Origin of the sequence: Bacillus sp. SIMBA_074, from assembly GCF_046534555.1 — a bacterium.
Classification (GTDB): Bacteria; Bacillota; Bacilli; order Bacillales; family Bacillaceae_G; genus Bacillus_A; species Bacillus_A mycoides.
The window spans coordinates 237052-260080 of the sequence record NZ_JAWRYM010000004.1 but is presented as its reverse complement, the minus strand read 5'-3'; the positions used below and the strand labels follow the sequence as shown (position 1 = coordinate 260080).

Annotated in this window: 25 protein-coding genes and 1 pseudogene; 8 read left to right on the top strand and 18 right to left on the bottom strand. The window is 33.7% G+C overall.

What is annotated here, in order from left to right:
- Positions 1-226 precede the first annotated feature (226 nt).
- The 8 genes from SB773_RS08000 to SB773_RS07965 form a co-directional block, all read right to left on the bottom strand.
- A complete protein-coding gene (locus tag SB773_RS08000) occupies positions 227-877 on the bottom strand; it encodes an S-layer homology domain-containing protein (RefSeq protein WP_131246097.1) in 651 nt (216 codons plus the stop codon).
- A 388-nt stretch (positions 878-1265) separates the two neighbouring features.
- Positions 1266-1430, bottom strand: coding sequence for an S-layer homology domain-containing protein (locus SB773_RS07995; protein ID WP_080784638.1), 165 nt, complete (start codon positions 1428-1430; stop codon positions 1266-1268).
- Positions 1431-1505: 75 nt separating this feature from the next.
- Positions 1506-2183, bottom strand: a complete 678-nt coding sequence (locus tag SB773_RS07990; protein ID WP_410589372.1) for an S-layer homology domain-containing protein — start codon at positions 2181-2183, stop codon at positions 1506-1508.
- A gap of 77 nt (positions 2184-2260) precedes the next feature.
- Positions 2261-3169: a DMT family transporter gene (locus SB773_RS07985; protein ID WP_131246095.1), complete on the bottom strand. Its 909-nt coding sequence runs from the start codon at positions 3167-3169 to the stop codon at positions 2261-2263.
- 96 nt (positions 3170-3265) lie between these two features.
- Positions 3266-4531, bottom strand: a complete 1266-nt coding sequence (locus SB773_RS07980; RefSeq protein ID WP_131246094.1) for a M48 family metallopeptidase — start codon at positions 4529-4531, stop codon at positions 3266-3268.
- A 222-nt stretch (positions 4532-4753) separates the two neighbouring features.
- Positions 4754-5053, bottom strand: a complete 300-nt coding sequence (locus SB773_RS07975; RefSeq protein ID WP_131246093.1) for a hypothetical protein — start codon at positions 5051-5053, stop codon at positions 4754-4756.
- A 31-nt stretch (positions 5054-5084) separates the two neighbouring features.
- Positions 5085-5441, bottom strand: a complete 357-nt coding sequence (locus SB773_RS07970; protein ID WP_410589369.1) for a hypothetical protein — start codon at positions 5439-5441, stop codon at positions 5085-5087.
- 1 nt (position 5442) lies between these two features.
- The gene (locus tag SB773_RS07965) at positions 5443-6291 is read right to left on the bottom strand and encodes a CPBP family intramembrane glutamic endopeptidase (RefSeq protein WP_078179683.1); all 849 of its coding nucleotides are present in this window, start codon (positions 6289-6291) and stop codon (positions 5443-5445) included.
- Positions 6292-6431: 140 nt separating this feature from the next.
- Here SB773_RS07965 and SB773_RS07960 point away from each other — a divergent pair, with 140 nt between their 5' ends.
- The gene (locus SB773_RS07960; protein ID WP_410589366.1) at positions 6432-7136 is read left to right on the top strand and encodes a response regulator transcription factor; all 705 of its coding nucleotides are present in this window, start codon (positions 6432-6434) and stop codon (positions 7134-7136) included.
- 9 nt (positions 7137-7145) lie between these two features.
- Positions 7146-8888 (top strand): ATP-binding response regulator, encoded by a 1743-nt coding sequence (locus SB773_RS07955; protein ID WP_410589364.1) that lies wholly within the window; start codon positions 7146-7148, stop codon positions 8886-8888.
- A 149-nt stretch (positions 8889-9037) separates the two neighbouring features.
- Here the strand turns inward: SB773_RS07955 and SB773_RS07950 are convergent, their stop codons facing one another.
- Entirely contained in the window at positions 9038-9940 is a 903-nt protein-coding gene (locus SB773_RS07950) for an AraC family transcriptional regulator (RefSeq protein WP_131246088.1), read from the bottom strand.
- A 137-nt stretch (positions 9941-10077) separates the two neighbouring features.
- Between SB773_RS07950 and SB773_RS07945 the strand changes: the two genes are divergently transcribed.
- On the top strand, positions 10078-10563 hold the full coding sequence (locus SB773_RS07945) for an RNA polymerase sigma factor (protein ID WP_131246087.1): 486 nt from the start codon (positions 10078-10080) through the stop codon (positions 10561-10563).
- A 5-nt stretch (positions 10564-10568) separates the two neighbouring features.
- The gene (locus SB773_RS07940) at positions 10569-11693 is read left to right on the top strand and encodes an anti-sigma factor (protein WP_410589361.1); all 1125 of its coding nucleotides are present in this window, start codon (positions 10569-10571) and stop codon (positions 11691-11693) included.
- Between the two features lie 75 nt (positions 11694-11768).
- Here SB773_RS07940 and SB773_RS07935 read toward each other — a convergent pair whose 3' ends face one another.
- Positions 11769-12704 (bottom strand): helix-turn-helix domain-containing protein, encoded by a 936-nt coding sequence (locus SB773_RS07935; protein ID WP_410589359.1) that lies wholly within the window; start codon positions 12702-12704, stop codon positions 11769-11771.
- Between the two features lie 106 nt (positions 12705-12810).
- Here SB773_RS07935 and SB773_RS07930 point away from each other — a divergent pair, with 106 nt between their 5' ends.
- From SB773_RS07930 to SB773_RS07920, 3 genes are read left to right on the top strand one after another with little or no spacing between them, the layout of a single operon-like run.
- Entirely contained in the window at positions 12811-13419 is a 609-nt protein-coding gene (locus tag SB773_RS07930; RefSeq protein WP_410589357.1) for an MptD family putative ECF transporter S component, read from the top strand.
- A 15-nt stretch (positions 13420-13434) separates the two neighbouring features.
- Entirely contained in the window at positions 13435-14106 is a 672-nt protein-coding gene (locus tag SB773_RS07925; protein ID WP_410589355.1) for an energy-coupling factor transporter transmembrane component T, read from the top strand.
- A gap of 11 nt (positions 14107-14117) precedes the next feature.
- On the top strand, positions 14118-15584 hold the full coding sequence (locus SB773_RS07920) for an ABC transporter ATP-binding protein (protein WP_410589353.1): 1467 nt from the start codon (positions 14118-14120) through the stop codon (positions 15582-15584).
- A 358-nt stretch (positions 15585-15942) separates the two neighbouring features.
- On the opposite strand, the gene SB773_RS07915 is transcribed toward SB773_RS07920, so the two are convergent.
- Together SB773_RS07915 and SB773_RS07910 are read right to left on the bottom strand one after the other, a co-directional pair.
- Positions 15943-16920, bottom strand: a complete 978-nt coding sequence (locus SB773_RS07915; protein WP_410589351.1) for an HD domain-containing protein — start codon at positions 16918-16920, stop codon at positions 15943-15945.
- A gap of 133 nt (positions 16921-17053) precedes the next feature.
- The gene (locus SB773_RS07910) at positions 17054-18160 is read right to left on the bottom strand and encodes a metallophosphoesterase (protein WP_410589349.1); all 1107 of its coding nucleotides are present in this window, start codon (positions 18158-18160) and stop codon (positions 17054-17056) included.
- Positions 18161-18194: 34 nt separating this feature from the next.
- On the opposite strand from SB773_RS07910, the gene SB773_RS07905 reads away from it, so the two are divergent.
- Positions 18195-18386, top strand: coding sequence for a TetR family transcriptional regulator (locus SB773_RS07905; protein WP_131246081.1), 192 nt, complete (start codon positions 18195-18197; stop codon positions 18384-18386).
- Between the two features lie 720 nt (positions 18387-19106).
- On the opposite strand, the gene SB773_RS07900 is transcribed toward SB773_RS07905, so the two are convergent.
- The 6 genes and pseudogenes from SB773_RS07900 to SB773_RS07875 all read right to left on the bottom strand — a co-directional run bounded on the left by SB773_RS07900 (position 19107) and on the right by SB773_RS07875 (position 22813).
- Positions 19107-19250: a hypothetical protein gene (locus tag SB773_RS07900; protein ID WP_410589347.1), complete on the bottom strand. Its 144-nt coding sequence runs from the start codon at positions 19248-19250 to the stop codon at positions 19107-19109.
- Positions 19251-19438: 188 nt separating this feature from the next.
- Positions 19439-20113 (bottom strand): hypothetical protein, encoded by a 675-nt coding sequence (locus SB773_RS07895; protein WP_131246079.1) that lies wholly within the window; start codon positions 20111-20113, stop codon positions 19439-19441.
- Between the two features lie 108 nt (positions 20114-20221).
- Positions 20222-20680: a DUF6882 domain-containing protein gene (locus tag SB773_RS07890; RefSeq protein WP_320617434.1), complete on the bottom strand. Its 459-nt coding sequence runs from the start codon at positions 20678-20680 to the stop codon at positions 20222-20224.
- Positions 20670-20831: a hypothetical protein gene (locus SB773_RS07885; protein WP_165497890.1), complete on the bottom strand. Its 162-nt coding sequence runs from the start codon at positions 20829-20831 to the stop codon at positions 20670-20672. Before SB773_RS07885 ends, SB773_RS07890 begins: the two co-directional genes overlap by 11 nt.
- Positions 20824-21690: a hypothetical protein gene (locus SB773_RS07880; RefSeq protein ID WP_410589345.1), complete on the bottom strand. Its 867-nt coding sequence runs from the start codon at positions 21688-21690 to the stop codon at positions 20824-20826. Before SB773_RS07880 ends, SB773_RS07885 begins: the two co-directional genes overlap by 8 nt.
- A gap of 220 nt (positions 21691-21910) precedes the next feature.
- Positions 21911-22813: pseudogene (locus SB773_RS07875) on the bottom strand (hypothetical protein).
- Positions 22814-23029 lie beyond the last annotated feature (216 nt).

The window sequence follows — 23029 nt, the reverse complement described above, 5'->3', positions numbered from 1 at the left end:
ATAAAGTTACTAAATCGTACTTTTTTCCCATAAAAAGTAACTATAATTAACCTTTTTTTTCCATAATTACTAACCACCGAACTATGAACAGCAGAATAAATATACAGATAAACAATTTAAAATAAGAAAAAAGCGCGTAATTCCCGCGCTTTTTTTAAAAGAAATATGATATATTAATATAATTTTATTTTTCTTGTACTATATTTTTAAAAACTTCCGTTTCATGTTATTCATCTTTCAAATGAAAATTAATAATAGCTTTATTTAAAAATGTTGCATATTGCTCACGTGTTACAACTTTATTTGGTTCAAACTTTCCATTCCCTGTTCCTACTATGACATTATTAGCTTGCAGAGCACTAATTGCATTTTTTGCCCAGTAATTATTTGGTACATCTTTAAATGTATGCTGTTGCTTCGCTTCAAAGGAATATGTCTGTGTAAGAACTTGCGCTACTTCTGCACGTGTTATTGTTTCTCTAGGTCTAAAGTTCCCCTTCTCATCACCTTTAAAAATACCGCGCTCTGTTAATGCTAAAATTTCATTTGGAAACATTGTTGATCTTTCAGAAATATCCTTATAAGGATTTTTTAATGGGCCTTCATGTTTTATATTAAGTGAGCGATACAGTATTGCCGCCACTTGTTCACGGGTTACATTATCACCTACACCAAACTTTCCATTTCCATAACCTAGCATAACTTTATGATACGCCACTTCTATAATATATTCATATGCCCAATGGTCTACTGGAACATCATCAAATACAATCATTTCTGGATATTCTTCTGCTTTTATATTAGGAACATTTGCGCTTACCAATACTCCACCCATAATAGTCGCTGCCGCCATTATACGGAACATTTTTTTCTTCATTGTCCTCTCTCCTTCATTTCCTCTTTATTAAAAGTGGAAAATAATAGACTAAATTCTTTTCCCATATTACATATGCTGCATTTGCAAACCGTATGTAATATATTTCATTTTTAACATCTATTATTTTGAAGATTACTAGGTGAGCCAATTCGCTCTCAATTCCAATTGGTATTCTGAATTGCATGCAAATCATTTGAAGAAATATTCTTATCTTTGCGCTCTAGTTTCTCTGTTTGATTTTCAAAAAGGATAAACAAAAGCTTTTGCAAAGATGTTATATATACAATATTCTACTATCTACTAATCAAGTCCTTCACTTATAAAAATTTCACTTTATAGACAAAAAAAGCGCAAATATCATATTTGCGCTTTTTTCGAGCTTCATAGATTAATCGTTTGCGTAGAATCTATGAAGTGCATTATTTAAGAACTTCGCATACTGCTCACGGGTTACAAGTTTTTCTGGTTCAAATAAACCATTACCCGTTCCAACTATAGCTTTATTAGACTGTAAGGCGCTAATCAAATCTTTAGCCCAATGATTTTCTGATATGTCATTTCACTTTTCATACAAAAGGTACAAATATGATCTATTTGCACTTTTACTACATAATAATGTAGCTCTTATTTATTCCATTTTCCCTGGCGAATTATCGATTGCCTTTTTTAAGAATTTCGCAAATTGCCCGCGTGTTACAAGCATTTCAGGTTCAAATTTCCCAGCGCCTGTTCCTGCTACAACGTTATTAGATTGCAGCGCACTAATCGCATCTCTTGCCCAATAATCCTCTGATACGTCTGTAAATGTATGATGTCGTTTTACTTTCAGATTATATGCTTTTACCAAAATTTGCGCTAGTTCCGCACGAGTTAACGTATCTTTTGGACGGAAGTTCTGATTTTCGTCTCCTTTAAAAATACCGATCTTTGTTAAGTGTAAAATTTCATAAGGAAACATTGTTGATTTCCCGTCAATATCTCCATATGGATTTTCAATATGTACATTTCGTTTCAAATCTAGTGCGCGATACAGTACTGCTGCTGCTTGTTCACGGGTTACATTATCTTCTACACCAAATTTCCCATTTCCGTAGCCATACATAATCCGGTGATATACTAAATTCATAATTTCATTATAAGCCCAATGTTCATTTGCTAAATCATCAAATTCTAGCATAATATCAGGTGGAGGTGGAGATTGTTGAATTCCATCTGTATTTGCTGAAACAATATTACCGCTAACAAATATCCCCCCTATTAAAGTTAATGATGTCGCTATCTTTAATAACTTTTTCATCTCTCTCATCCGCCTCTTCCTTTATTTTCCTACTTTTATATTGTACAAAAAATAAGAAAATTCTCAATACGTTAGGAGGTAATTTTTCACACTTCATAATACGTATTTTCTTTTACCACTACTTTTTCATCCTTCGTTTTTCGAAAAGTAAACGCCATCCCTACAAATATTAGGACAATCCCTACAATTTGCATACTAGTCGGTCTAAATCCGGTAAAGACTGTATCTAATAGTATTGCAACCGCAGGATCTAAAAACACTAATACCGAAATTAATCTCGTCGATAAATCTCTTAAACTGTCAAAAAATAAGTAATATACAAATCCCGTATGTATAAGTCCTGTCGCTGTGATCATCATCCAGTTCATCTCTGTTAATCCTTGAAACTTCCCGAAGTCTACGAATGGTAGCAATAAAAATATACCCAAAAAAGTTTGTAAAAATGTCATCGCATATGCACTCGTATGCTTAATTCCTTTTCCGAGCAACGTTGTAAATGCATAAAATAAAGCTGCAAGAAGCGCCCACACCATTCCAGACGACATAAGTTTCTCAAGCGACATACTTCCATCTACCCCAGCTACTAAAACTGTACCGATGAAACATATGGTAATGGACAGAACCGCAAATGCTGTTAACCTCTCTTTAAATACAATACTACCAATCATTAATACGATGATCGGTGCAAGATGATATACAGAAATCGCAATTGTAATCGACATGACTTCAAACGCTTTAAATAAAAACACCCAGTTAAAAACGAGAAATACGCCACACGCTAATATTTGTACAATTTCTTTTTTATTCCATTTCTCATTTTTATATTGTCCTGTTGCAAACCAACATAGCGTTAAAAATAAAGTCGCACAAATACACCGAATAAATACTAATTCAAAAGATGGTAAACCCGTTTGGACAGAAAAAAATCCAATCGATCCGAAAATAGACATCGAAAGGATCATTTTTATAGCTGGCATTGATTTTGAATGAAACAAAATATTAACCTCCTAAATATTTCACTGAATATTCCATATATTATACACTATAATTTTCCAAAACTCGAATAATCCACAATAAAAAGAAGCAGTACACTACTGCTTCTTCTCTTTTTCATATTGTTCAAACGTATGAATTCTTTCGAAAATTGGTGGATGTGTGTATAAGAAAAACTTCACTAACGCAGGCGGATTCACTTGGCTTAAGCTCGTTTTTGATAAATATTGAAATGTTTTCACACCTGATTCCCCATCTTTCGTCATGTCTAGAGCGTATTGATCTGCCGCCCGTTCTTCTATGCGCGAAACATAATTTGTTGCTGGTTGTGACGCAAACGATAATACAGAGGAAATTAAGAAAAATAAAGGTAAAATTGAAAAACATGCCATTTTGGAAATTTGCAGCGTATCTCCCCATTTTCGAATACACATATTTAAAATACGACTAATTAAATACATACCTATAAACGATATGAAAATATAACTCGCAACGCCCCAATATATATGTTTCATTACGTAATGTCCCATTTCATGGGCCATAATAAATAAAATCTCTTTATCTTTTAATTGCTGAAGTGTTGTATCCCACATTACAATACGAAGGTTTTTTCCAATTCCTGTTACATATGCATTTAACGCATTCGTTTTTTCCGACATATTTACTTCATATACATGTTCAGATGGAATATCAGCTTTATCTGCGATCGCTAAAATTTTCGTTTCTAATTCCTTATTTTTCAGCGTTGAAAAATCATTATAAAGTGGATCAATTACAACAGGTTGCACAAACGTTAAGAAAATCGTAAACGGAACAGAGAGCGCCCATCCTGCTAGCCACCATCTCTTCGGAAATTTACGGATGAGCCATAACAGAACCGAAACAATGAGTAACATAGTCGCATAGTTCACCCAAAAATCGATGACATGATCTTTTATCCAGCTTTGTGTGCTTTGCGTAGATATTCCGTAATCAACGGATACTTTACGCCCGATCCATTGCATCGGTAATGCAAGAACTGTTGTTAGTAGTGATAAATAAAAGAAATAAATCGCAACTTGTAAGACATTTATTTTGGTCGTTTCCTTCGACCATTTCTCAAACTTTTTTGAAATACCGAGCACAAGTACAAACAATAAAATAATCCATTCAAGAGGCGTCGCTAAAAAGAACAGTAAGTTTTTCACGCGCGAATAATCTTGGCTTAGCGTAAGCTCCCTCGCATTCATAAAAGTTTCTGGATCTGCACTCGTTCCTTTATACATGTCCGGAATGAGTTCATGATTCCATCCAAATAAATACCAGTATATAAATAGCGCAAAACCAACGTATAGAAAAAGCGACCACCCAATAACCTTCCTCACGTTATTCCCTCCTCTATGCTGCCTGTCTATTATTATTGTAAGTTCGTACTTTCAAAATTAGAACAAGCTAATCGTGATAATTGTTCTAGCTCGTTCAATTTACATAAAAAAACTCTTCTATTACAAGAAGAGTTTCACCGGCTCATAATCTGGTATAAGAAATGTACTTACAAACCAGTGCCTTTTACATATCGTATATATTCATAGTCCTTAAAATCCTTCTTAAGGAAGTACATCTATTAACAAACTAAAATCTTGCAAAGAAAAAGAACTATATTTCATAATACCTTGTACAGTTAGAAGTAAAATAAGACCCATCACACACATATAATTAATACTTTCTTCATGCTTTTTCTCAGCAACTACTCCGCCCGTTATGCATAAAATCCCTAATAAATGGAGCGCTAAATACATAAAAAAGTAAGCTTCCTCCCAGCGGAGAATAACATTTACTGTCGTTATTAGCACTATGCTAAGTAAAATCAAATAAAAAAACTTATTTGATGATATTGTTTCATTCATATATTTTTATACATTCCTTTCAAATTTAGAATTAATGATGTTTCAAATCTATAAAGTAAATGATTGTTTTCATACTATAAAACAATAGGAAAGCCACTATTACTTTCTCGAATATTTTATGAACCCACATATACTTCTCTTCATTTTTTATGAAGATGCGCTTCATCATTTCTTCTACAAGTAGACCAAATATTAGTAAAACCCCTAACACAATAAGAAGAGAAATAATATTTTCTTTTAAATTAGTACTAGAAAATAAGTAATACTCTGGAAACACAATCGTATCTACTACAGGTTGTAACCAATGACAAACACTTTTATCACACATATCTGTAAGTGACGTAGACTCTATAATGTCTTTCAATATTTTTTCAATCGTCTTCTTCATCTCATTTATCTCCCACTACATCTGCAAAACTCTTTACCTGCTCTGCATATATAACTGGCACTTCTTTACTCCAGTATTTACGGTTAACAAATAAAAAGATGAGTACTAAATTTAATCCTGTTATAAAAATAATAAGTCCTGGAAAGAACGTCGTATAGTTTGAAAAATCTGCAAAACTCATGATCTTTTCTCTACTTACTAGAAAAGATGCACAGAGTACAAATGTATTGTTTAACATATGTATCGCAATTGGCATGAGTAAGCTTTTCGTACGAATATATACGATTGATAATACGATACTAAATACGGCGGCACCGAGAAAATCGACATGTAATATCGCAAATAAAAGTGCCACTGCAATCATCGCTATACTCGTTCCCCATTTTGCAGCAAAGCGCTGAAGTAAAAATCCACGAAAAACAAATTCCCCAATAATAGGCGCGATAAATACAACCATAATAAATTGATATACATATCCCCCGGTACTATCTATAATCGGTTCATGCAAGGCATTCATAATAAAATCTGGTGTAATCCATGCAAAGCTGTACATGTACAAAATAAGATAGCCGTAACTAAACATACAAAGCATAATCGCGATGTACAAAACTTGCACCAAGTTAAATGTTTCATTTTTATTAACAAATAATGAAAATGAAACACGGTGCTTTCTATACTCATAAAAAATCCATGCAATCGGAAGGATATAAAATATAAGTATATTTATAAAAGAAGAATTTTGTATATGAAATGTACTTTCTAACAATTCTCCGCTACTTCTCGCTACTAAAATTAATAGTGCAAATACAATTAAAAAATATCTAGCTCGCATCATTTGAAACGGATTCACACTCATCTCCTCCCCTATGTTACTTTTATCATATCATTTGATTCTTAATTTTTTGTGAAAGAAAACCTTAAATTTTCCTTAAAAATTCCATATGTTACAAAAAGATGATATGATATTCGAGGAAATTAAGGGGGATTCTTATGTATCAAGCAAATATATTACTCATCGATGATGAAACAGCAATTTTACAACTACTAACTACCATTCTTGAAAAAGAAGGTTTTTCTCATATTACAACTGCAACATCTGCGGAAATAGCCTTATCTCTCACCGAGCAAAACAATTACGATTTAATTATTTTAGATGTAATGCTTCCTGGACAATCCGGTTTTGACATTTGTCCAACCCTTCGCCAAAAAACGGATTGCCCTATCTTCTTCCTAACAGCAAAAACATCTGATGTAGATAAAATTTCCGGATTTTCATACGGTGCGGATGATTATATTACGAAGCCATTTAATCCACTCGAAGTAGTCGCTCGTATGAAAGCACAACTTCGAAGACATATGAAACAAACAGTACCACACGAACAAAACGCACACTCCATTTCATTTGGGAGATTTGAAATTGATCAACATTCTGCGGAACTAACAGTAGATGGGAACGTTGTCGAATGTTCCGCTCAACTGTTTCAACTACTACTCTTCTTTTGCGAGAATCCGAACTACGTATTTTCGAAAGAAGAAATATATGAAAAAGTTTGGGGAGCACCTGCCTATAATGGAGATGATAATACTGTTATGGTTCACATTCGAAAACTACGTGAAAAAATTGAACAAGATCCAAGTAAACCAGAATACATAAAAACAGTTCGTGGACTTGGCTATAAGTTCATTACAAAGTAGGTTAAAGATATGAATTTTAATAAACGACTTATAATCCAGTTTATTTTACAACACGTTTTTGTCTTAGTTACGTTACTTATCGCAGTAATTGCTTCTTTTTCTTATTTAATTTTTCTTCTTAATAGTACTTTATATGAACCTAATATTTCTGATTATGATACCTTTACAATCTCCGAATATATTTCTTCTGAAGACAATAACATTACTTTAAAATCTGAGGTAAAAGATTTAATAACAGAAAAGAGTGATTGGCTTCAAATTGTAGATGAAGATGGAAAGGTCCTTTACAACTTTAATACGCCTAACGATGTTCCGACCTCTTACACAAAGACATCCTTACTTACGTATTTACAGAATAGTAACAACAATATTTATAAATTTAACTATTGGGAAATTAAATTAGAAAAGAAACCAGTGATCGTTATTTACGGTGCCAAACTAAAAAGTAATGCATTACTAAAAACGATACAACAAGGACACCCTTCTTTATCATTAAATGAATTTGCATTAACTGAACAAGAAAAACAATTACTTTCTAAAGAAAAAGCAACACTGCAAATATTTAATAACAATGGCGAAGAAGTTTTTTCCTATCCAACTGGGAAGAAAAAAACATTTTCGGCTATAAAAACGGCTCTTAATGAAAAAGAACCGTGGAATTATAAAGAAAATACATCTAGTTTTTACGATTCAAATAGCGGTCATCTCGTCGTTGTATCCGCCCCAAACGCTCATTATTATCCAGATGATGAATTAGATGATATATTTACCAAGAAACTTCTAATCGGATGCAGCTTAATCCTCCTTATTGTGTTTGCTTATTTAGTCATTCTTTCAATTTGGTATGGAAATAAGTTTGGAAAGCCTTTATTACACACGATGCGCTGGCTTAAAAACATAGCCGGAGGAAAATATGAAGAACCTGTTAGTAAAAAAGGCAAACATGTTCGGTTTCGGCGCTCCGGTAAAGAAAAATGGTCGTTCCGCATATTTAAAGATGTTACAAACTCACTAGAGCACCTTTCTATTACTTTGAAAAAGAACGATGCAATGAGAAAAGTACTGCAACAAACACGTGAAGAGTGGATTACCGGCCTGACGCATGATCTAAAAACACCGCTTAGCTCTATATACGGCTATGCATTATTACTAGAATCGAAGCAATATAATTGGACGGATCAAGACATTCAACAATTTGGCCATGTAATGAAAGAAAAATCTCAATATATGACTACATTAATTGACGACTTAAGCTTAACATATCAATTAAAAAATGATACTCTTCCTGCGCAACATGTAAATGTTGAAATTAATCAGTTCGTCCGAAAAGTACTATTACAATTTATTAATAACCCGACACTACAAAATCAAAACATTGAATTCGTGCCAAGTTCAAGCAAAATCCAATATTTTATTGAAGAAAAATGGTTCCAACGTATTATCGAAAACCTACTCGCAAACGCTGTAAAACATAATAATGAAACGACAAACGTAATCGTAAAACTTTCGCAAAATGCAAATTCATTTACACTATCTATTTCAGATAATGGAAAAGGTATGGATGATAAAACGAAAGAACTTCTATTCGAGCGATATTACAGAGGAACGAATACAGAAGAAAGCAACATCGGAACTGGACTTGGTCTCGCCATTACAAAACAGCTCGTTCATGCCCATAACGGAACGATTTTCATTGATAGTGAAGTTGGAAAAGGAACGACGATTATACTTGTGTTTCCATTTAGTTCGTAGGAAAAGGTGCTTTTATAAAGCACCTTTCTCTTTTCGGAGCAGCGTGCTAGTAAATGAAATTATATCGACTTAACTACAAAATACGAAAATAGTAGCAACTTATTAATAAGAGAAGACCGTCCAAAAATACCTTTTGGACGGTCTTACTATTATTTCTTCTTCACCGGTATCCAAAGCTCAATTTGAGCAAATTCACTTTTATCTGCATGGGAACGCTCATCGTATAGTTCAAACTCTGTAACTCCGCAATGTTCATATCCTGAATGCGGGAACCATTCTGAGAATACTGCATTCCACGTTTGATGAATAGACGATACCATTTCTTCATGAGGAACTTTTGGTGTTGTAAATACTGCATACGTTGCGGATGGGAATGTACGCTTCGCAACTTCATTTGGTACATTTTCAAAATCTGTAACTTCCATTCCGATAATGTAAGTGAAGTCCCCTGTTTCCAAATTAAAATCAGTACATAATCCAAGCTCTACCCATTGGCTCGTATCTTTACGATTTGGAATCGTCGTTCCAAGATCTTTTTGTAAATATTCTTGCCAAAAGGCCGGGATATCTTGATGATTTTTCCCTTCTTTACTCGTCGTCTTCAGCTCATAACCCGCCATTAAAAATTCTGGTTTATTTACAATACGATATTCCATTTGTATGCCCCCTAAATATGGATTTAATTTTCTTTGTTTTACATTCACTCTATAATACATCGGTGTTTCTATTTCTTGTTTTCGATATTCACTTGGTGTCATTTGAAATAATTTTTTAAAGGCTCTCGTGAACGTTTCGTGAGATTGAAAGCCATGCTCAAATGCGATATCAATAACTTTTTCATCCGTATGAGAAAGTTGATAAGCTGCCCGGGCTAACCTCCTCTTTCGAACATACTCCATTACTGTATCACCTACTAACGCCTGAAATACACGATGAAAATGCGATTCAGAAAAACCTGCAATACGCGCTAAATTACGCAGCGTCTGTTTTTCCATTACATCTTCTTCAATATAATCAATTGACCTTTGAACTTGTGTTTCATAGCTTTCCATCTCTGTTCACCCGCCTTATATGTATTATGATAAAAGATAATTCTATCCAATTCTTGACGTTTTTTACTATAATTCTAAAAACAAATGTAACTTTTTTATATGTATTTCGTTGTTATGTATGAAGGGAGGGAAATGTAGTGAAACGCAAACAATCATTAGAAGACATTTATTCAGAGCATATGCATGATTTATTTCGCTATCTTCTCTCCCTAACCGGAGATTCTCACTGTGCTGAAGATCTCATGCAAGAAACTTTTTACCGCATGCTCGTCCATATTGACTATTATAAAGGAGCAGAAATTAGGCCATGGTTATTTACAATTGCCTACAACGCCTTTATCGATTGGTATCGAAAGGAAAAAAAGTATAAAACAACTAAAATCGAAGAATTCCATTTACCAAACGTGCCAAGTACAGAACATGCATACTTTGTAAAACATGAGATTGCTAGTTGGTTAGAAAATTTATCTTCTCTTCCGCTCCAAAGACGAAATGTGTTACTACTACGAGATTACTACGGATTCTCTTATAAGGAAATAGCAGAAATGACGGGGCTCTCCTTAGCAAAAGTGAAAATTGAATTACATCGTGGACGAAAAGAAATGAAAAGCATAAAGGAGTGATATAGATGGTTTGTGCAGAGTTTAAAAAACTGTGGGAGAAATATGAAAATGGAACGCTCACACATGACGAACAAGAAAAGTTAGAAAGTCATATTGAGACTTGCGGAGAGTGTGAAGCGCATTTGGATGAGTTGCTTGCGAAGAGTGCGCCAGTAAAGAAAAGGTTACCACCAAAAGATCTTAAAGTTCCGTTTTGGAGGATTAAGTGGAAACATCGTTTACAAACGCTTGGTTTTATACTAGCAATTTGTATCGTTATATATATGATCGGCGGGGTATTATCTGCCTTTTATTTTCAAGCTAATAATGATAAAAAGCTAAAAGAAATAAGAGATGTTCCTTCTCTTGCACTTGAAGCAACTATCCCAAATAGCCGCGTCATGGGGGGCGGAACAAGTGTAGAAGCTTTCTTTCGAACAAACAGCCAATTTGATTTAGTAAAAACGATTGGTAAAAAAGAAATGCCACTCGGTACAATTGAAACGAGCAGCTTCTTATCTTCCTTAAATATCACAAATCAATCTTGGGTGAATATGCACTATCAACCGAACATCCACTTTGTTCACCCAAAAATAAAACAAGGCGATCATTTAAAAGAAGCAACTAAAAAGGTTTGGGATACACTTACAAAAGTACATGAGGGAACCGTTGCAGAAGTAGCAATATCTTTTGACAAACTTTACACTTTAAAAGAATTAGAACCGCTTCTATATAGTGTATTTGGTGCACAAGAAATGCCGCCAACCCCTGTATGGTACGCTTTAGACACAGGACAAGAAAGAATAAATGAAGAAGATTTCATCCTATCTGGGAGCGACTTTATAGGATTTCCAGAACATATCGGATTCCTTGATGATGAAACAAAAAATTTGAAAACGCAAGAGGATAAAGTAATTGAAATGATGCGTATTCTTTCTACACATAAAAAAACTGTAAGTACAGTTGCCACGCTTCCTGAAAACGAACTAAACTTAGATAAACGTTATAAATATGTAAAAGATAACGGAGTAAAAGTATACGGCATTGTCATTACTGGACCGTCAAAAGAATTATTAAAATTACAAAACTCACCTCACGTACGTTATGCGACTCTTGGAGATATTGAGGTTTGGAATTGGTTTGATAATTAATAATAATATTATCGATACTACTGAAACGATAGTTTAGATACCTAGAAAAAAATACCCCTTAATGAGATAAACTCATTAAGGGGTATTTTTTTCCATATATTTCTTCCGATAATGCAAAGGTGTTTCTCCGTATATTCTCTTGAATATTTTTGCAAATTTACTCGGGTTATCGTATCCAACTTGCATTGAAATTTCAGTAATAGATTCATTCGTATGAATCAGTAATTCCGCTGCGTACTCTACACGTTTATGTTGGATATATTGATAGACCGACATCCCAAACGACGCTTTAAAATAACTTTGCATACTCGATTCACTAATATTCGCCATTTCGGCCAAATGCTGAACTTGAATCGGTAGGTGAAATTGCTGATGAATTACATCAAGAATCCCCTCAATTCGTTGGTCTACAACTTCTGGCCAAATTTTTTGAAGACTATGCGCTAAAAACTCTAAAACTTTCGCTTTAATTAATAAATGGTTCATCGCATTTTCTTTAAATTCGGTTTGTAAATAACGAGTAATAGAACGATGAATTGTTTCGCTATCTTTTTGAAAAATAATTCTCCGTGAATGAAGAAAAAACTGTTCAATTTCCTTCCAGCTATCAAGCTGATTTTCTTGAATAAGATAACGTTCCAACCAGTCTAAATCGAGAAAAACGCTCATTCCTGTGAGCTGATTATATTGTAATTGTTCTTCAATTTCATTAAAGAATAACAGTCTACTCGAGTCATATTGTTCGGAAAATAACGCATTCCTTTTTTGTGTAATTTGTCCATCCACGAAAACTGTAATCTCTAATATTTTTTTCAATATAGGCATTTGGGGGCGTTGAAATGTACAGTTATCAAAAATCTGAATTTCAACCCCTTCTTCAATATACAACCGTCTGACTTTACCATTTACAAAATGATAAGTCGCTCCTAGCCAGCTTTCGTAATAAGTTGCATCGTTCATTCTTTTTATTTCTGTAAAAAAGGCGTTTAATATGTTTTTCAATTTTTTCACCTCCGCCTCAAATTACGATTTCGGGCTATTTTTTCGAGATTGGAGTAGTTAGAACCAATGATAATGTTTATCATTCAATTTATCAATCATTAGGAGATGAATCGAAATGAATATAAAAAAATTTGCAGCAAAAGATTTAATTACAATTGGATTATATACCGTTCTCTTATTTATCGTACAGTCTATCGTCATCGTGGTCGCGAGTCCGCTCATGGCATTTGCACCACCACTTACTCCCGCTATCGGTATGTTCTTTGGCGGCATAGTCTATATGTTAATGGCCTTGCGCGTGAGTAAAAGAGGCACACTTTTATTAATGGGGACATTAACAGGGATTTTCTTTGCATTAATGGGAACACCTATTATTCTACCTTATTGCATTCTAATTGCTTTCATCGCTGAACTTACATTACTTAAAGGCAACGGTTCGCAATATAAGAATCGTCATCGTCAAGCTGTTGCATACGGAATTTACGGCGCTTTCTTCAGCATTGGTTCATATATAACAATTTATTTACTCGGTAGTAGTCAGTTAGAAAAGATGCGTTACTCAAAAGAAGCAATCGACGAATTAATTTATTTTGCTTATTCACCTATATGGATGACAATCGGTCTTATCGGCGGATTCATTCTATCCTTGTCTGGTTGTTACTTTGCAACAAAACTATTACAAAAACATTTTGTTAAAGCTGGCTATTTATATATGAAGAAATAATTAGGAGAGGTTTTTATGTTTGATGCTCGTTTACAATTTACTCTATTAATCATCTGTGGATTTTTAGCAATTTCCGCTACAAGCACCGGTTCACTTATGCTCGCAGCGTTTGCTGTTCTTTTACTCATTTGTCAAAACCAATATCGTTTAGGATTCAAATGGTTCATTATATACGGTTGTTTGTTCTTTGCACACTATTTCATTTCAACTTATATGAATGCTTCCATTTTAAATGCGTTTTTATTAATGCTACTCATTGCCTTAAAAACTTTACCTACGTTAATTATCGCATCTGGATTATCGAAAGTCCCATCAGGGCAGCTACTAGCAAGTTTACAGAAATTAAAAATTCCCGAAAGTATTTTATTAACACTTACCGTTGCACTGCGGTTCTTTCCTATTTTACGTGCTGAATCCAAAATCATCGGAGAGAATGTGCGCATTCGTGGTATTTCATTAAAAAGCCCCAAAAATTGGCTTCGTTTAAATCAAATGTTTGAATATGCGATCATTCCTTTATTGATGAGAACGATTCGACTCGCTGATGATTTGAGTGCTTCAGCAACGACTCGTGGAATGGATGCACCTTGCAAAAAAACAAGTCACTACGCGATTGCCTTCCGTCCGAAAGATAGTATCGCTCTCTTTCTCGGTTTGTGTATGTTTGGCACGCTTTGGATTTCATAAGGAGAATAGCTATGATTACACTCAAAAATGTTCAATTTGAATATCAACCTGGAAAACCCCTTTTAAAAAATATAAATGTAACGATTCATGAAGGTGAATGCGTCCTCATTACCGGACCTTCTGGATCTGGAAAAACAACTCTTGGACGAATATTAAATGGTTTAATACCAAGCTTGTATGAAGGAAACTTACAAGGTGACATCATCATTGATAGTGTCCATACGAAGGATGCCCCAATATGGGAACTTAGTAAAAAAATTGGTAGCGTCTTTCAAGATCCTAAATCACAATTTTTCACCTCTATCGTTCAAGATGAACTTGCTTTCGAACTTGAAAATCATGGAATTGAAAGAGCTGTAATTCAACAACGATTACAAGACGTTTTACAACAAATGAAGTTAGAAGCACTACGACATGAACCCGTCATGAGTCTTTCTAGCGGACAAAAACAAAAGGTGGCAATTGCCGCGTCGCAGCTAATTGATCCATCCCTATTTGTAATGGATGAACCTTCTGCGAATTTAGATTTACAAGCAACGAATATTCTCAAAGAAGAATTAGTCTCCTTACGAAAAAAGAATAAAACGATTGTCATTGTAGAACATCGCCTTTATTACTTAATGGATCTTGTAGACCGTATTATTTATATGGAAAATGGCGAAATCAAAAAAATCTACACGCCAAAAGAATTGCTCGCTCTCTCTTGTGAAGAAATACAAGCATTAGGATTACGTTCTCCTTTTATTGAAAAAGGAAGAATGAATGACCGTACTTCTCCTTCAAAATTAGAAAAAATGCAGATTGAAGGCTTGCACGTCAAACATAAACGAGCAAAAGATTGGGTACTGCAAGATTTAAACATCACGCTTCATGCAAATGAAGTAACAGCGTTAATCGGAAAAAATGGCGCAGGTAAAACGACGTTCGCTCGCACATTAACAGGATTAAAAAAAGAGAGCATTGGCAACATTCACATTGATAACGTACGGATAAAAGCAAATAAACGAATGCAAAAAATTTGGTTCGTTATGCAAGATCAAGATACAGTGTATCAACTATTCACCGATAGCGTATGGAATGAAGTGTTACTCAACAATCCTAACCGGGAGGAAATGGCTAAAAATGTTCTAAAAGACCTTCATCTATGGCATTTGAAAGAAAATCATCCTGCCACCCTTTCAGGTGGAGAAAAACAACGGCTCGTTCTTGCAATAGGTTTAATGAATGACGCTTCTATTTTCATACTAGATGAACCAACTTCAGGCTTAGACGGTATGAACTTACAACGTGTGATCGAAGTAATTCATCAACTTGCGAAACGTTCCTGTCACGTACTTGTCATTACCCATGATTACGAGCTCGTAGCTGGTGCTTGCCAGCGTATTATAAAACTACAAAACGGAAAGATTACAACTGATGTTCCGGCCAATACATTCTCTTATCGAGAACTTGTAGATTTTATGTATGAGATTGAGTAGTTTAATAAAGTGAAACTTTAATCAGTGGGGGTCTTACTGCCCGTTAATGCGGGATAGAATTAACCGTTGAAGCACCTTACTATAAATATACAAATTAAAATCCCTTTTTTAGAAGGAAGAGAGCATCCAGCCATGCATAGAAGCGGTCAAAGCCTTTTTCTATCACACGCGAAGTAAGAACAAAGAAACCAAATGCATGTGGATTCCTTTTTGTTATGCATCGATGCGATTTATTTATATACCAAAATATTGAATTCATATAACAACTAGGGGAACAAATAAAAATAGTAGGGTGAAACAAAAAAGGTTGCCAAAAAATAGCTACATCACTACTTTTGAGCAACCTTTTTTCATTAAATTAATTAGAAATCACTTTCACATACATCCCTCTCACCGTTTTTTCATAAGCAATCTCACTCATCTGTTTTATTCTTTCTGATATGGCAGACGATTGAACAACTTTCCCTTCACGGAGTAATGGTGGGTCAATGAGACGCACTTTATTTTTCTGATATAAATCATAATCGTTTCTATCTTCTTTTACTTCTATATTTGGATGAACTTTTCTTAATAAATCATCTACTTCTGGATCTTTACATAGCTGTAATTTCGAAATAAGCTCATGATCTTCAAGAAGGAAATCATCTGGATCGATTATCTTTTTATGAAGAGCTAATTTTAATGTTTTAGCTAACATATCGTTTCCATAAATATTAATTGGTTTCATAGAGAAATCGATTACTTCTTTGTAATACGTTTCTGTAAACCACTCTGCTATTTCGATATTTTGAAGAACCATCTTTCCATCAACTGCGATTAAATCATCTGAAAAATCTTGAGCTTCTTCTAAAGAAATATATCCATATGTATACATATCTCTCAATGTATAATCCACTCGGTCTGCACATAATTCTGGCGCGGATCTTTCAAGTAATGTCCACTTCGAATCATCTAATAAAATATCTTCATAGTTATAACCATGTTTTAAAAGGATTGCTGGAATCTCCGAGTTTTTAACGACAGTGCTAAATATTTCTTCATGATAACTTTCATCTTTATTATCAAAAACATAATCAATGACATGCGAAAAAGCAGTGTGCGATACATCATGCAATAAACCAGCAATTTGTTCTTCTACTGAACCACCAAGCTTTTTAATTAACAACATAACACCAACTGAATGATCAAAACGCGTTACATTCCATTTCTCATTCATTAAATAACTTGCTCCTGTTTGATGAATTCCTTTTAGTCTTTGCACAGACTTACTTAAAATCAACTCTTCTAACACTGGATCCACTTCACATTCTCCGTATATTACATCTGTTATAACCACTTATAATCCCCCTTTATCTCAGCCGAGTCTTATAATTGTACCTCTTTTATGAAATTAGCACCAACAGAGATATTTATTGTTATTTGTTTTTATTGAAAAAAATAGAGAGCCATCAGCTCTCTATTCCATACACCTATTCAAACGTAACTTCCACCTGCACAATCTCTGACCTGCTTCCAAGTCTTAGCGGTGGTCCCCAAAATCCGAATCCAGAAGAAACAATGGCGTGGAATGCACCTTTTTGTACGTATCCCCAGTCTAGTTCGTACATTCTTCTCGTTACAATATGATTCGGCGCCATTTGTCCGCGGTGCGTGTGACCTGATAATAGTAAATCTACGCCGGCATCCGCTGCCTGCTTTAATTCAAATGGCTGGTGATCCATTGCGATAACAGGAATCGATTTATCTACCGTACTCATTAAACTTTCAAAGCTTTGACGATCACGCTCTGTTTTATCCCTTCTTCCAACGAGATAAAAATAATCTTCAATTGTAATGACTTCATCTAAAAGAATACGGATATCAATCTTATCCATCTCTTGTAAAAACTCAGGAACAGCTCTGCCGTAATATTCATGGTTTCCTAACACACCATATACGCCTAATGGAGCTTTCATCTGTTTCATGATTGGTCCCATATTTTTTTGAATGAATACACCTGGATGATCATCTATAATATCACCAGGTAGTAAAATAATATCTGGTTTCATTTCATTTACATGATGGACAAGTCTCTTTAAATGAGAAACACCAGACAGTTTACCGAAATGCATATCAGAAGCCATCGCAATACGTAAACTTTTACGTCCTTCTACTTTTTTCGGTATGTGTACATCATACTTTCTTACAACCGGGCTATATGCATTAAATACCCCATATGCGAAGATACAGACGAATACGAGTAAAACGACCGTTCCTGTCCAAATAATTGCCGTCTCTTTCTCCACTGAAAACTGCAGTAGGAAAACTGCAATATCGGCTAACGGCAATAACATAAGCGCGTATTGTATAACTGCAAACCAAATTGAACCGACCGTTCGCAGGAAAGGAAGGAATTTAAACACTTGTACGAGAATGTACGCATATGAAATAAATCCGACTACGAAAGCGTAATATCCCCAAGATTGCCAGCCGAATACTGTATGAAGCCAAACCCATCCGTTCCAGCCGATGTAAAACATAAGTAGTGTGTATACAATTAACATAGTAAACATATTGAAATAACGAAGATTCTTCACAGCCAGCCTCCTTATTGATTTCTTCTATTATATCTTGTTATGCACGTTTAACGTAAATATTAAGCACATCAATCTTCACAATAAAAACATTGATAAGCACATCGTTTTAAAATTTTTAGGAACTGCTGTAATAGGCATTTTAGAATCTTACGTATTAGACGAAATTGATAATGATGTTGAATATGTTGCGACGCTGGTTGGGGAATTGATGAGGCGGAATATATAAAGGTTATGAAAAAGTGCATCCAATAATTTGGGTGCATTTTTTCATAACCTAGAAGCTTCATGTTTTGTGGCTTTTATTTTATTCTAATCTATAATACTCTTTCATATAGCATTAGAAGTCCGCATAAGGTTTGCTGTTTTATTTAAAATAAAAAGTGTATCTCAAAATCAAACTGTCTGTTTAGATTTTAAGATACACTGAATCGACTTTACTTTTCTTTTATAAAATCCCACTGGCTATACCAACATACATACATAGAAAAACAGTCCGTAAGAACGGTAAGTGGTGAGTAGTTCACTGACGAGAAGATTCATAATCAAACATAATACATGATAGTATTAGCCAAAATATTACACCACTATATTGTATAGCAAGAGGAATACCATTTAAAACAGACGCTAATATGTCTGTAAATGTAACAATAAAAAGTAGTGTAAGTATCGTTAACATAAGTGCGGCTGAAAATAAGAAACCTTGTTTGATACATTTAAAAATCCAGCCTATTCCAATACATATTAAAATTATACGTACTGGATACTTTAAAAGTATCGAAAATAAATTATCTACACTATTAAAACTCATCATCAAATTCACCAAGATCACTTTCTGGATTTTTTATTATTTTAACGCTAGTTTTTATATGTTTGTTTATGCCATTTGTATGCTGCCGAACCAAATGGATTGTCTGCCGCGATTCCTTTTGCGTCACTCTTTAATACGTTACCCCATGCATCCTACAACTTCTCTATTTTGATTTAACATCGCAGATAGTGAAATATTTTGATTAATAATAAGAGGGTATTTCAATGATAAAAAAAGAACTTGAATTAGTTCAAACTCTTTTACACATAAGCGTAATTTCAATTAATTCTCTATTTAACCCTTTATTTCATGAAATTAACCGATATTTTTTAGTTGTTTTAATCAATCTTTAGAAAAGGAGTGAACATTAATCCTCTCACTTATAATCTAAAATAAATCACTCCATATATTTTAATGTCTTAGATAAAAAAATAAGCGTCAAACTCTCTTTCTACTATGCAAGCTTGTTATTAAAGATAGATTTCTTCTTTCCAACTACTGGATTTAGATTGAACTACTATTAGATTTTCACTTTCCCATTTTAATGTACCCAAAAATCTTGCATACACCCTTTCATTCCCTACCTCTTCCACCAATAATTTATCGAGAACCCTTAATCCTTTTTCATCATATACCTCACACCTTAGTTGAAAACCTTTAACACGATGAATTCCTTTTAATATCGCTACCTTCTTACGGCTTGGGCTTTTCTTAGGTGTCTTCCCAACTAAAAATATTCCTTCATAGTTTTGCTTCACAATCTCTTCTAAAGATTCCTCTATATACCCTTTAACAATAGATGATGAAAGAGTAGAGTTTTCTTCAAGTCCAGGGATAACATATTGGCGTACTAATTTGCAAAACTCTTTGCATTTCTCTTCAACTAATTCCAATGTTAAGAAATTCATAAAATCATAAGGAACCAGTACACTAATTTCACCTGATGCCCTATTCACTTTATATGAAACATCAGTGCTTTCCTTAGCTAAACAATAAACAGTAACTTTCTCAATTTCTTTTAATCCCATCTCAAACTCGCTAACTTTCTTTGCGAAAATCAACTCAAAAATCCTAATTTCATGTACAAGTAAATAATGTTTTTTAGGACGGCTTTTCTTCCAATCGTAAAACTTCACTTCAAGCAATATAATCTCCCTTATATTTACCACCATAGTATCCGGTCACTATGATACCTTTTATTAAACTGTACTCTTTTTTCATTCTACCTTATCTATATTTTTAGTATGCTCTACTCACAATGCATGCGGTAACATAACAGCCATAAACAAATCATTTCTCTCACCTGGTGCTATGTACATTCCTTCTGCATCTAAATATTCAATGGAAAAGGCTGCTAGCTCATGCGCCATTTCTTGGTCGCATTCAAAAAGTGAATTTATAAAAACCTCACTTCCTGTAATCTTTTGTAAACCTTTCAAACAGTTAGATTTACTTCTTGCACAATCAGTCATATGCTCATTAGCCCAAGACCACATCCAACTGTTACTCTTTCCAGACCAAGAACCTATAAAAACAACACTAAATTCAAGTAGAACTTGACCATTATTTTTAAACTGTAATATACATTGATCTTGATCATACCAATATTCATCAAAGTTATCGATATTATAATGCGAAATGAAGTGTTGTTGTTTACTTTCTAGCTTGTCATAACACATATCAAGATAACTCTCAAATTGCTCATTTGTCATTGCCAATTACAACACGCTCCCTTACTTCAAGATCCCCGCTAATAACCTCAAATTCTTTTATGGACGGACATAACATTAAAAACTTTTCTCTAGTAGCTTTTTCCTCTACCTTTTCTCTTAACGTTGCAATTTTCTTTAAACGCTCATTCACATTTATCACCTAATATATTAAGTAACTCAACATAATACAGCGCATCATCCGTCTGAAAATACATAACAGATCCGCGGCTATAATAATTAACAAATTGAACCGGCTCTCCTAGTTCATTACAAAGATTACTATCATACACATGATTATCGTTTAAATCATAAACAACCAATTTTTTATCTTGAGTAATGAATACTACTTTATCTTGAGAAACCGCAAAATTTTTCGACCGTATTTCCCTAGTTACATTTATTTCATTCCACGACATATGAAATTTTTTATCTTTCATTTGAACTAAAGGAAATTCTGAATAATAATAGAGCCAAACGTCTCCATCTATAACGTTCATTGCATAACAATCATCTATAGGAGGTACATTAAACCTTTCTACATATTGATCATAATTATTAAAAATCAATTTACCTGTAGGATCAAAAGCGACTATCCCGTTTGCTCCAATTGGGCAATCTCCGAAAATTCCTTCATCATAATAACTAACCCATATATCTTCATTCACATCAACCTGACAATCTTGAATCCCTTCTCCGGCATAAAACTTAGCGTATTCACTTCCGTCCGCATTATAAATAACCGCATTATCATCTTCATAATTAAATATAAGTAACCATTTCTCGCCAATTCGTTGCATACATAACACAGATTCAACATCAATATCTACATTTAAATTGAAATTGCTTATATTTAAATTATTTTTATCCATATAAATAATACAGGGCCGATTCTGATTGTCTTGTACTAGTAAAATTACATTTTGTTTGTAATCCAAACTCATTTTTTTAATTTGATAAGCTTCAACAATAGACTTAAAACTTATTAACTCTTTACATACAATATCTTTCATATACATCAAAACCCTCTCATTGATTCTGAACATATAAAATAAGCGTCAAGCTTCCTTAATCTTAATAAGTTTGACGCGTCCTTGGATCCCTATATATATACCTTCTAGAATTATTCATTAATCGTTTTGCATTCACATCGTACCTAATTGTTTATATAAAATATATGTATAAGAAAGAAGATCCGACATCATCTCTTCTTTCTACAAATCATTTCCCTATTTATTCTCTATCTTCTAAAATTCCATGTTGCTCCCAGCAATATACGCTGTTCTCTTTAACAGCATATATTGTTTGATCCCTTGAAAAAATATACTCAAATTGAATAGGATTTCCATCGCTATCTACTGTTAACAGAGTTGCTAATTTTTTATTTACAAGTGAATATGCATATATTTGATTGTTATCTACACCAAAGATAATATTATTTTACACTTTTAAATATAGTGATGTATGATTCAACGCTGTTTCATAAAGAATAACTTGTTCGCATCGTTCTTTATTAATCTGTGTGAATGAATACGTTCCTTGCTCGTTATAGTAAGACATTAGAATATCACCTGTCTTCTGTATATTTATTGCTGTACAATCACAGACAGATCCCTTTATTGAATTATTAAATTCATTAGTAATTAAATCGCCATTCTTAGAGAAAATAGCTAGTCCGCTCTTTTCCAATTTATTAGTATCATATATATTTTCCCAATCTATCGAATCGAACTCTTCATCCGAAATAAACAATTCATCTACCGAAGTAAATATACCTTCTTCACTATACCCAACTAATACATGTTCTTCTTCATCAACTTGAAAATACTTTATTCCATTTCCTAAGTAATGCGAATCAATGATAGTTCCTTTTTCATCAAAAATTGTAGCCGTTGTATCTTCCTTTTTCTCAACGAAACTTTTAACCAAAATCCAATTTTCTCCTAAAGGTTGAATAAAGTTAAAATATTGATTATTTTCTATAGTATATTGTTTCAACACGCCAGATTTCAACGAGTGGATAATTTTATAATAATAAATGTCTGTAACCTTTTTATCCAATACTAAAATTATAATATCTTCTTTATTTCCCGTTGTAATACAGAGAATTTCCCCTTCTACACATGAAAAATCCATCCGCTGATTAAATACAAGTTTTTCCACAACTAACAATCCTCCAATGAATCAATAATAATCTAATTCCCCTCACTCCTGAAAACCTTCTTTATATTTATACTTTTACAATCGATACAAGCTGATTCCATCACTGAATGTTGCTGTTACAGACTTTATTTCTTTTCCACTCTCTACAACTTTAACACTCATACGGTTTCTAAAACTATCATATGTGCA

Bases quoted from the DNA above. Each gene is read 5' to 3' on its own strand.
- SB773_RS08000 (WP_131246097.1), bottom strand. From the start codon at position 877: ATGAAGAAAAAAATGTTCCGTATAATGGCGGCAGCGACTATTATGGGT.
- SB773_RS07990 (WP_410589372.1), bottom strand. From the start codon at position 2,183: ATGAGAGAGATGAAAAAGTTATTAAAGATAGCGACATCATTAACTTTA.
- SB773_RS07975 (WP_131246093.1), bottom strand. From the start codon at position 5,053: ATGAATGAAACAATATCATCAAATAAGTTTTTTTATTTGATTTTACTT.
- SB773_RS07970 (WP_410589369.1), bottom strand. From the start codon at position 5,441: ATGAAGAAGACGATTGAAAAAATATTGAAAGACATTATAGAGTCTACG.
- SB773_RS07960 (WP_410589366.1), top strand. From the start codon at position 6,432: ATGTATCAAGCAAATATATTACTCATCGATGATGAAACAGCAATTTTA.
- SB773_RS07955 (WP_410589364.1), top strand. From the start codon at position 7,146: ATGAATTTTAATAAACGACTTATAATCCAGTTTATTTTACAACACGTT.
- SB773_RS07950 (WP_131246088.1), bottom strand. From the start codon at position 9,940: ATGGAAAGCTATGAAACACAAGTTCAAAGGTCAATTGATTATATTGAA.
- SB773_RS07940 (WP_410589361.1), top strand. From the start codon at position 10,569: ATGGTTTGTGCAGAGTTTAAAAAACTGTGGGAGAAATATGAAAATGGA.
- SB773_RS07930 (WP_410589357.1), top strand. From the start codon at position 12,811: ATGAATATAAAAAAATTTGCAGCAAAAGATTTAATTACAATTGGATTA.
- SB773_RS07925 (WP_410589355.1), top strand. From the start codon at position 13,435: ATGTTTGATGCTCGTTTACAATTTACTCTATTAATCATCTGTGGATTT.
- SB773_RS07920 (WP_410589353.1), top strand. From the start codon at position 14,118: ATGATTACACTCAAAAATGTTCAATTTGAATATCAACCTGGAAAACCC.
- SB773_RS07890 (WP_320617434.1), bottom strand. From the start codon at position 20,680: ATGACAAATGAGCAATTTGAGAGTTATCTTGATATGTGTTATGACAAG.
- SB773_RS07880 (WP_410589345.1), bottom strand. From the start codon at position 21,690: ATGAAAGATATTGTATGTAAAGAGTTAATAAGTTTTAAGTCTATTGTT.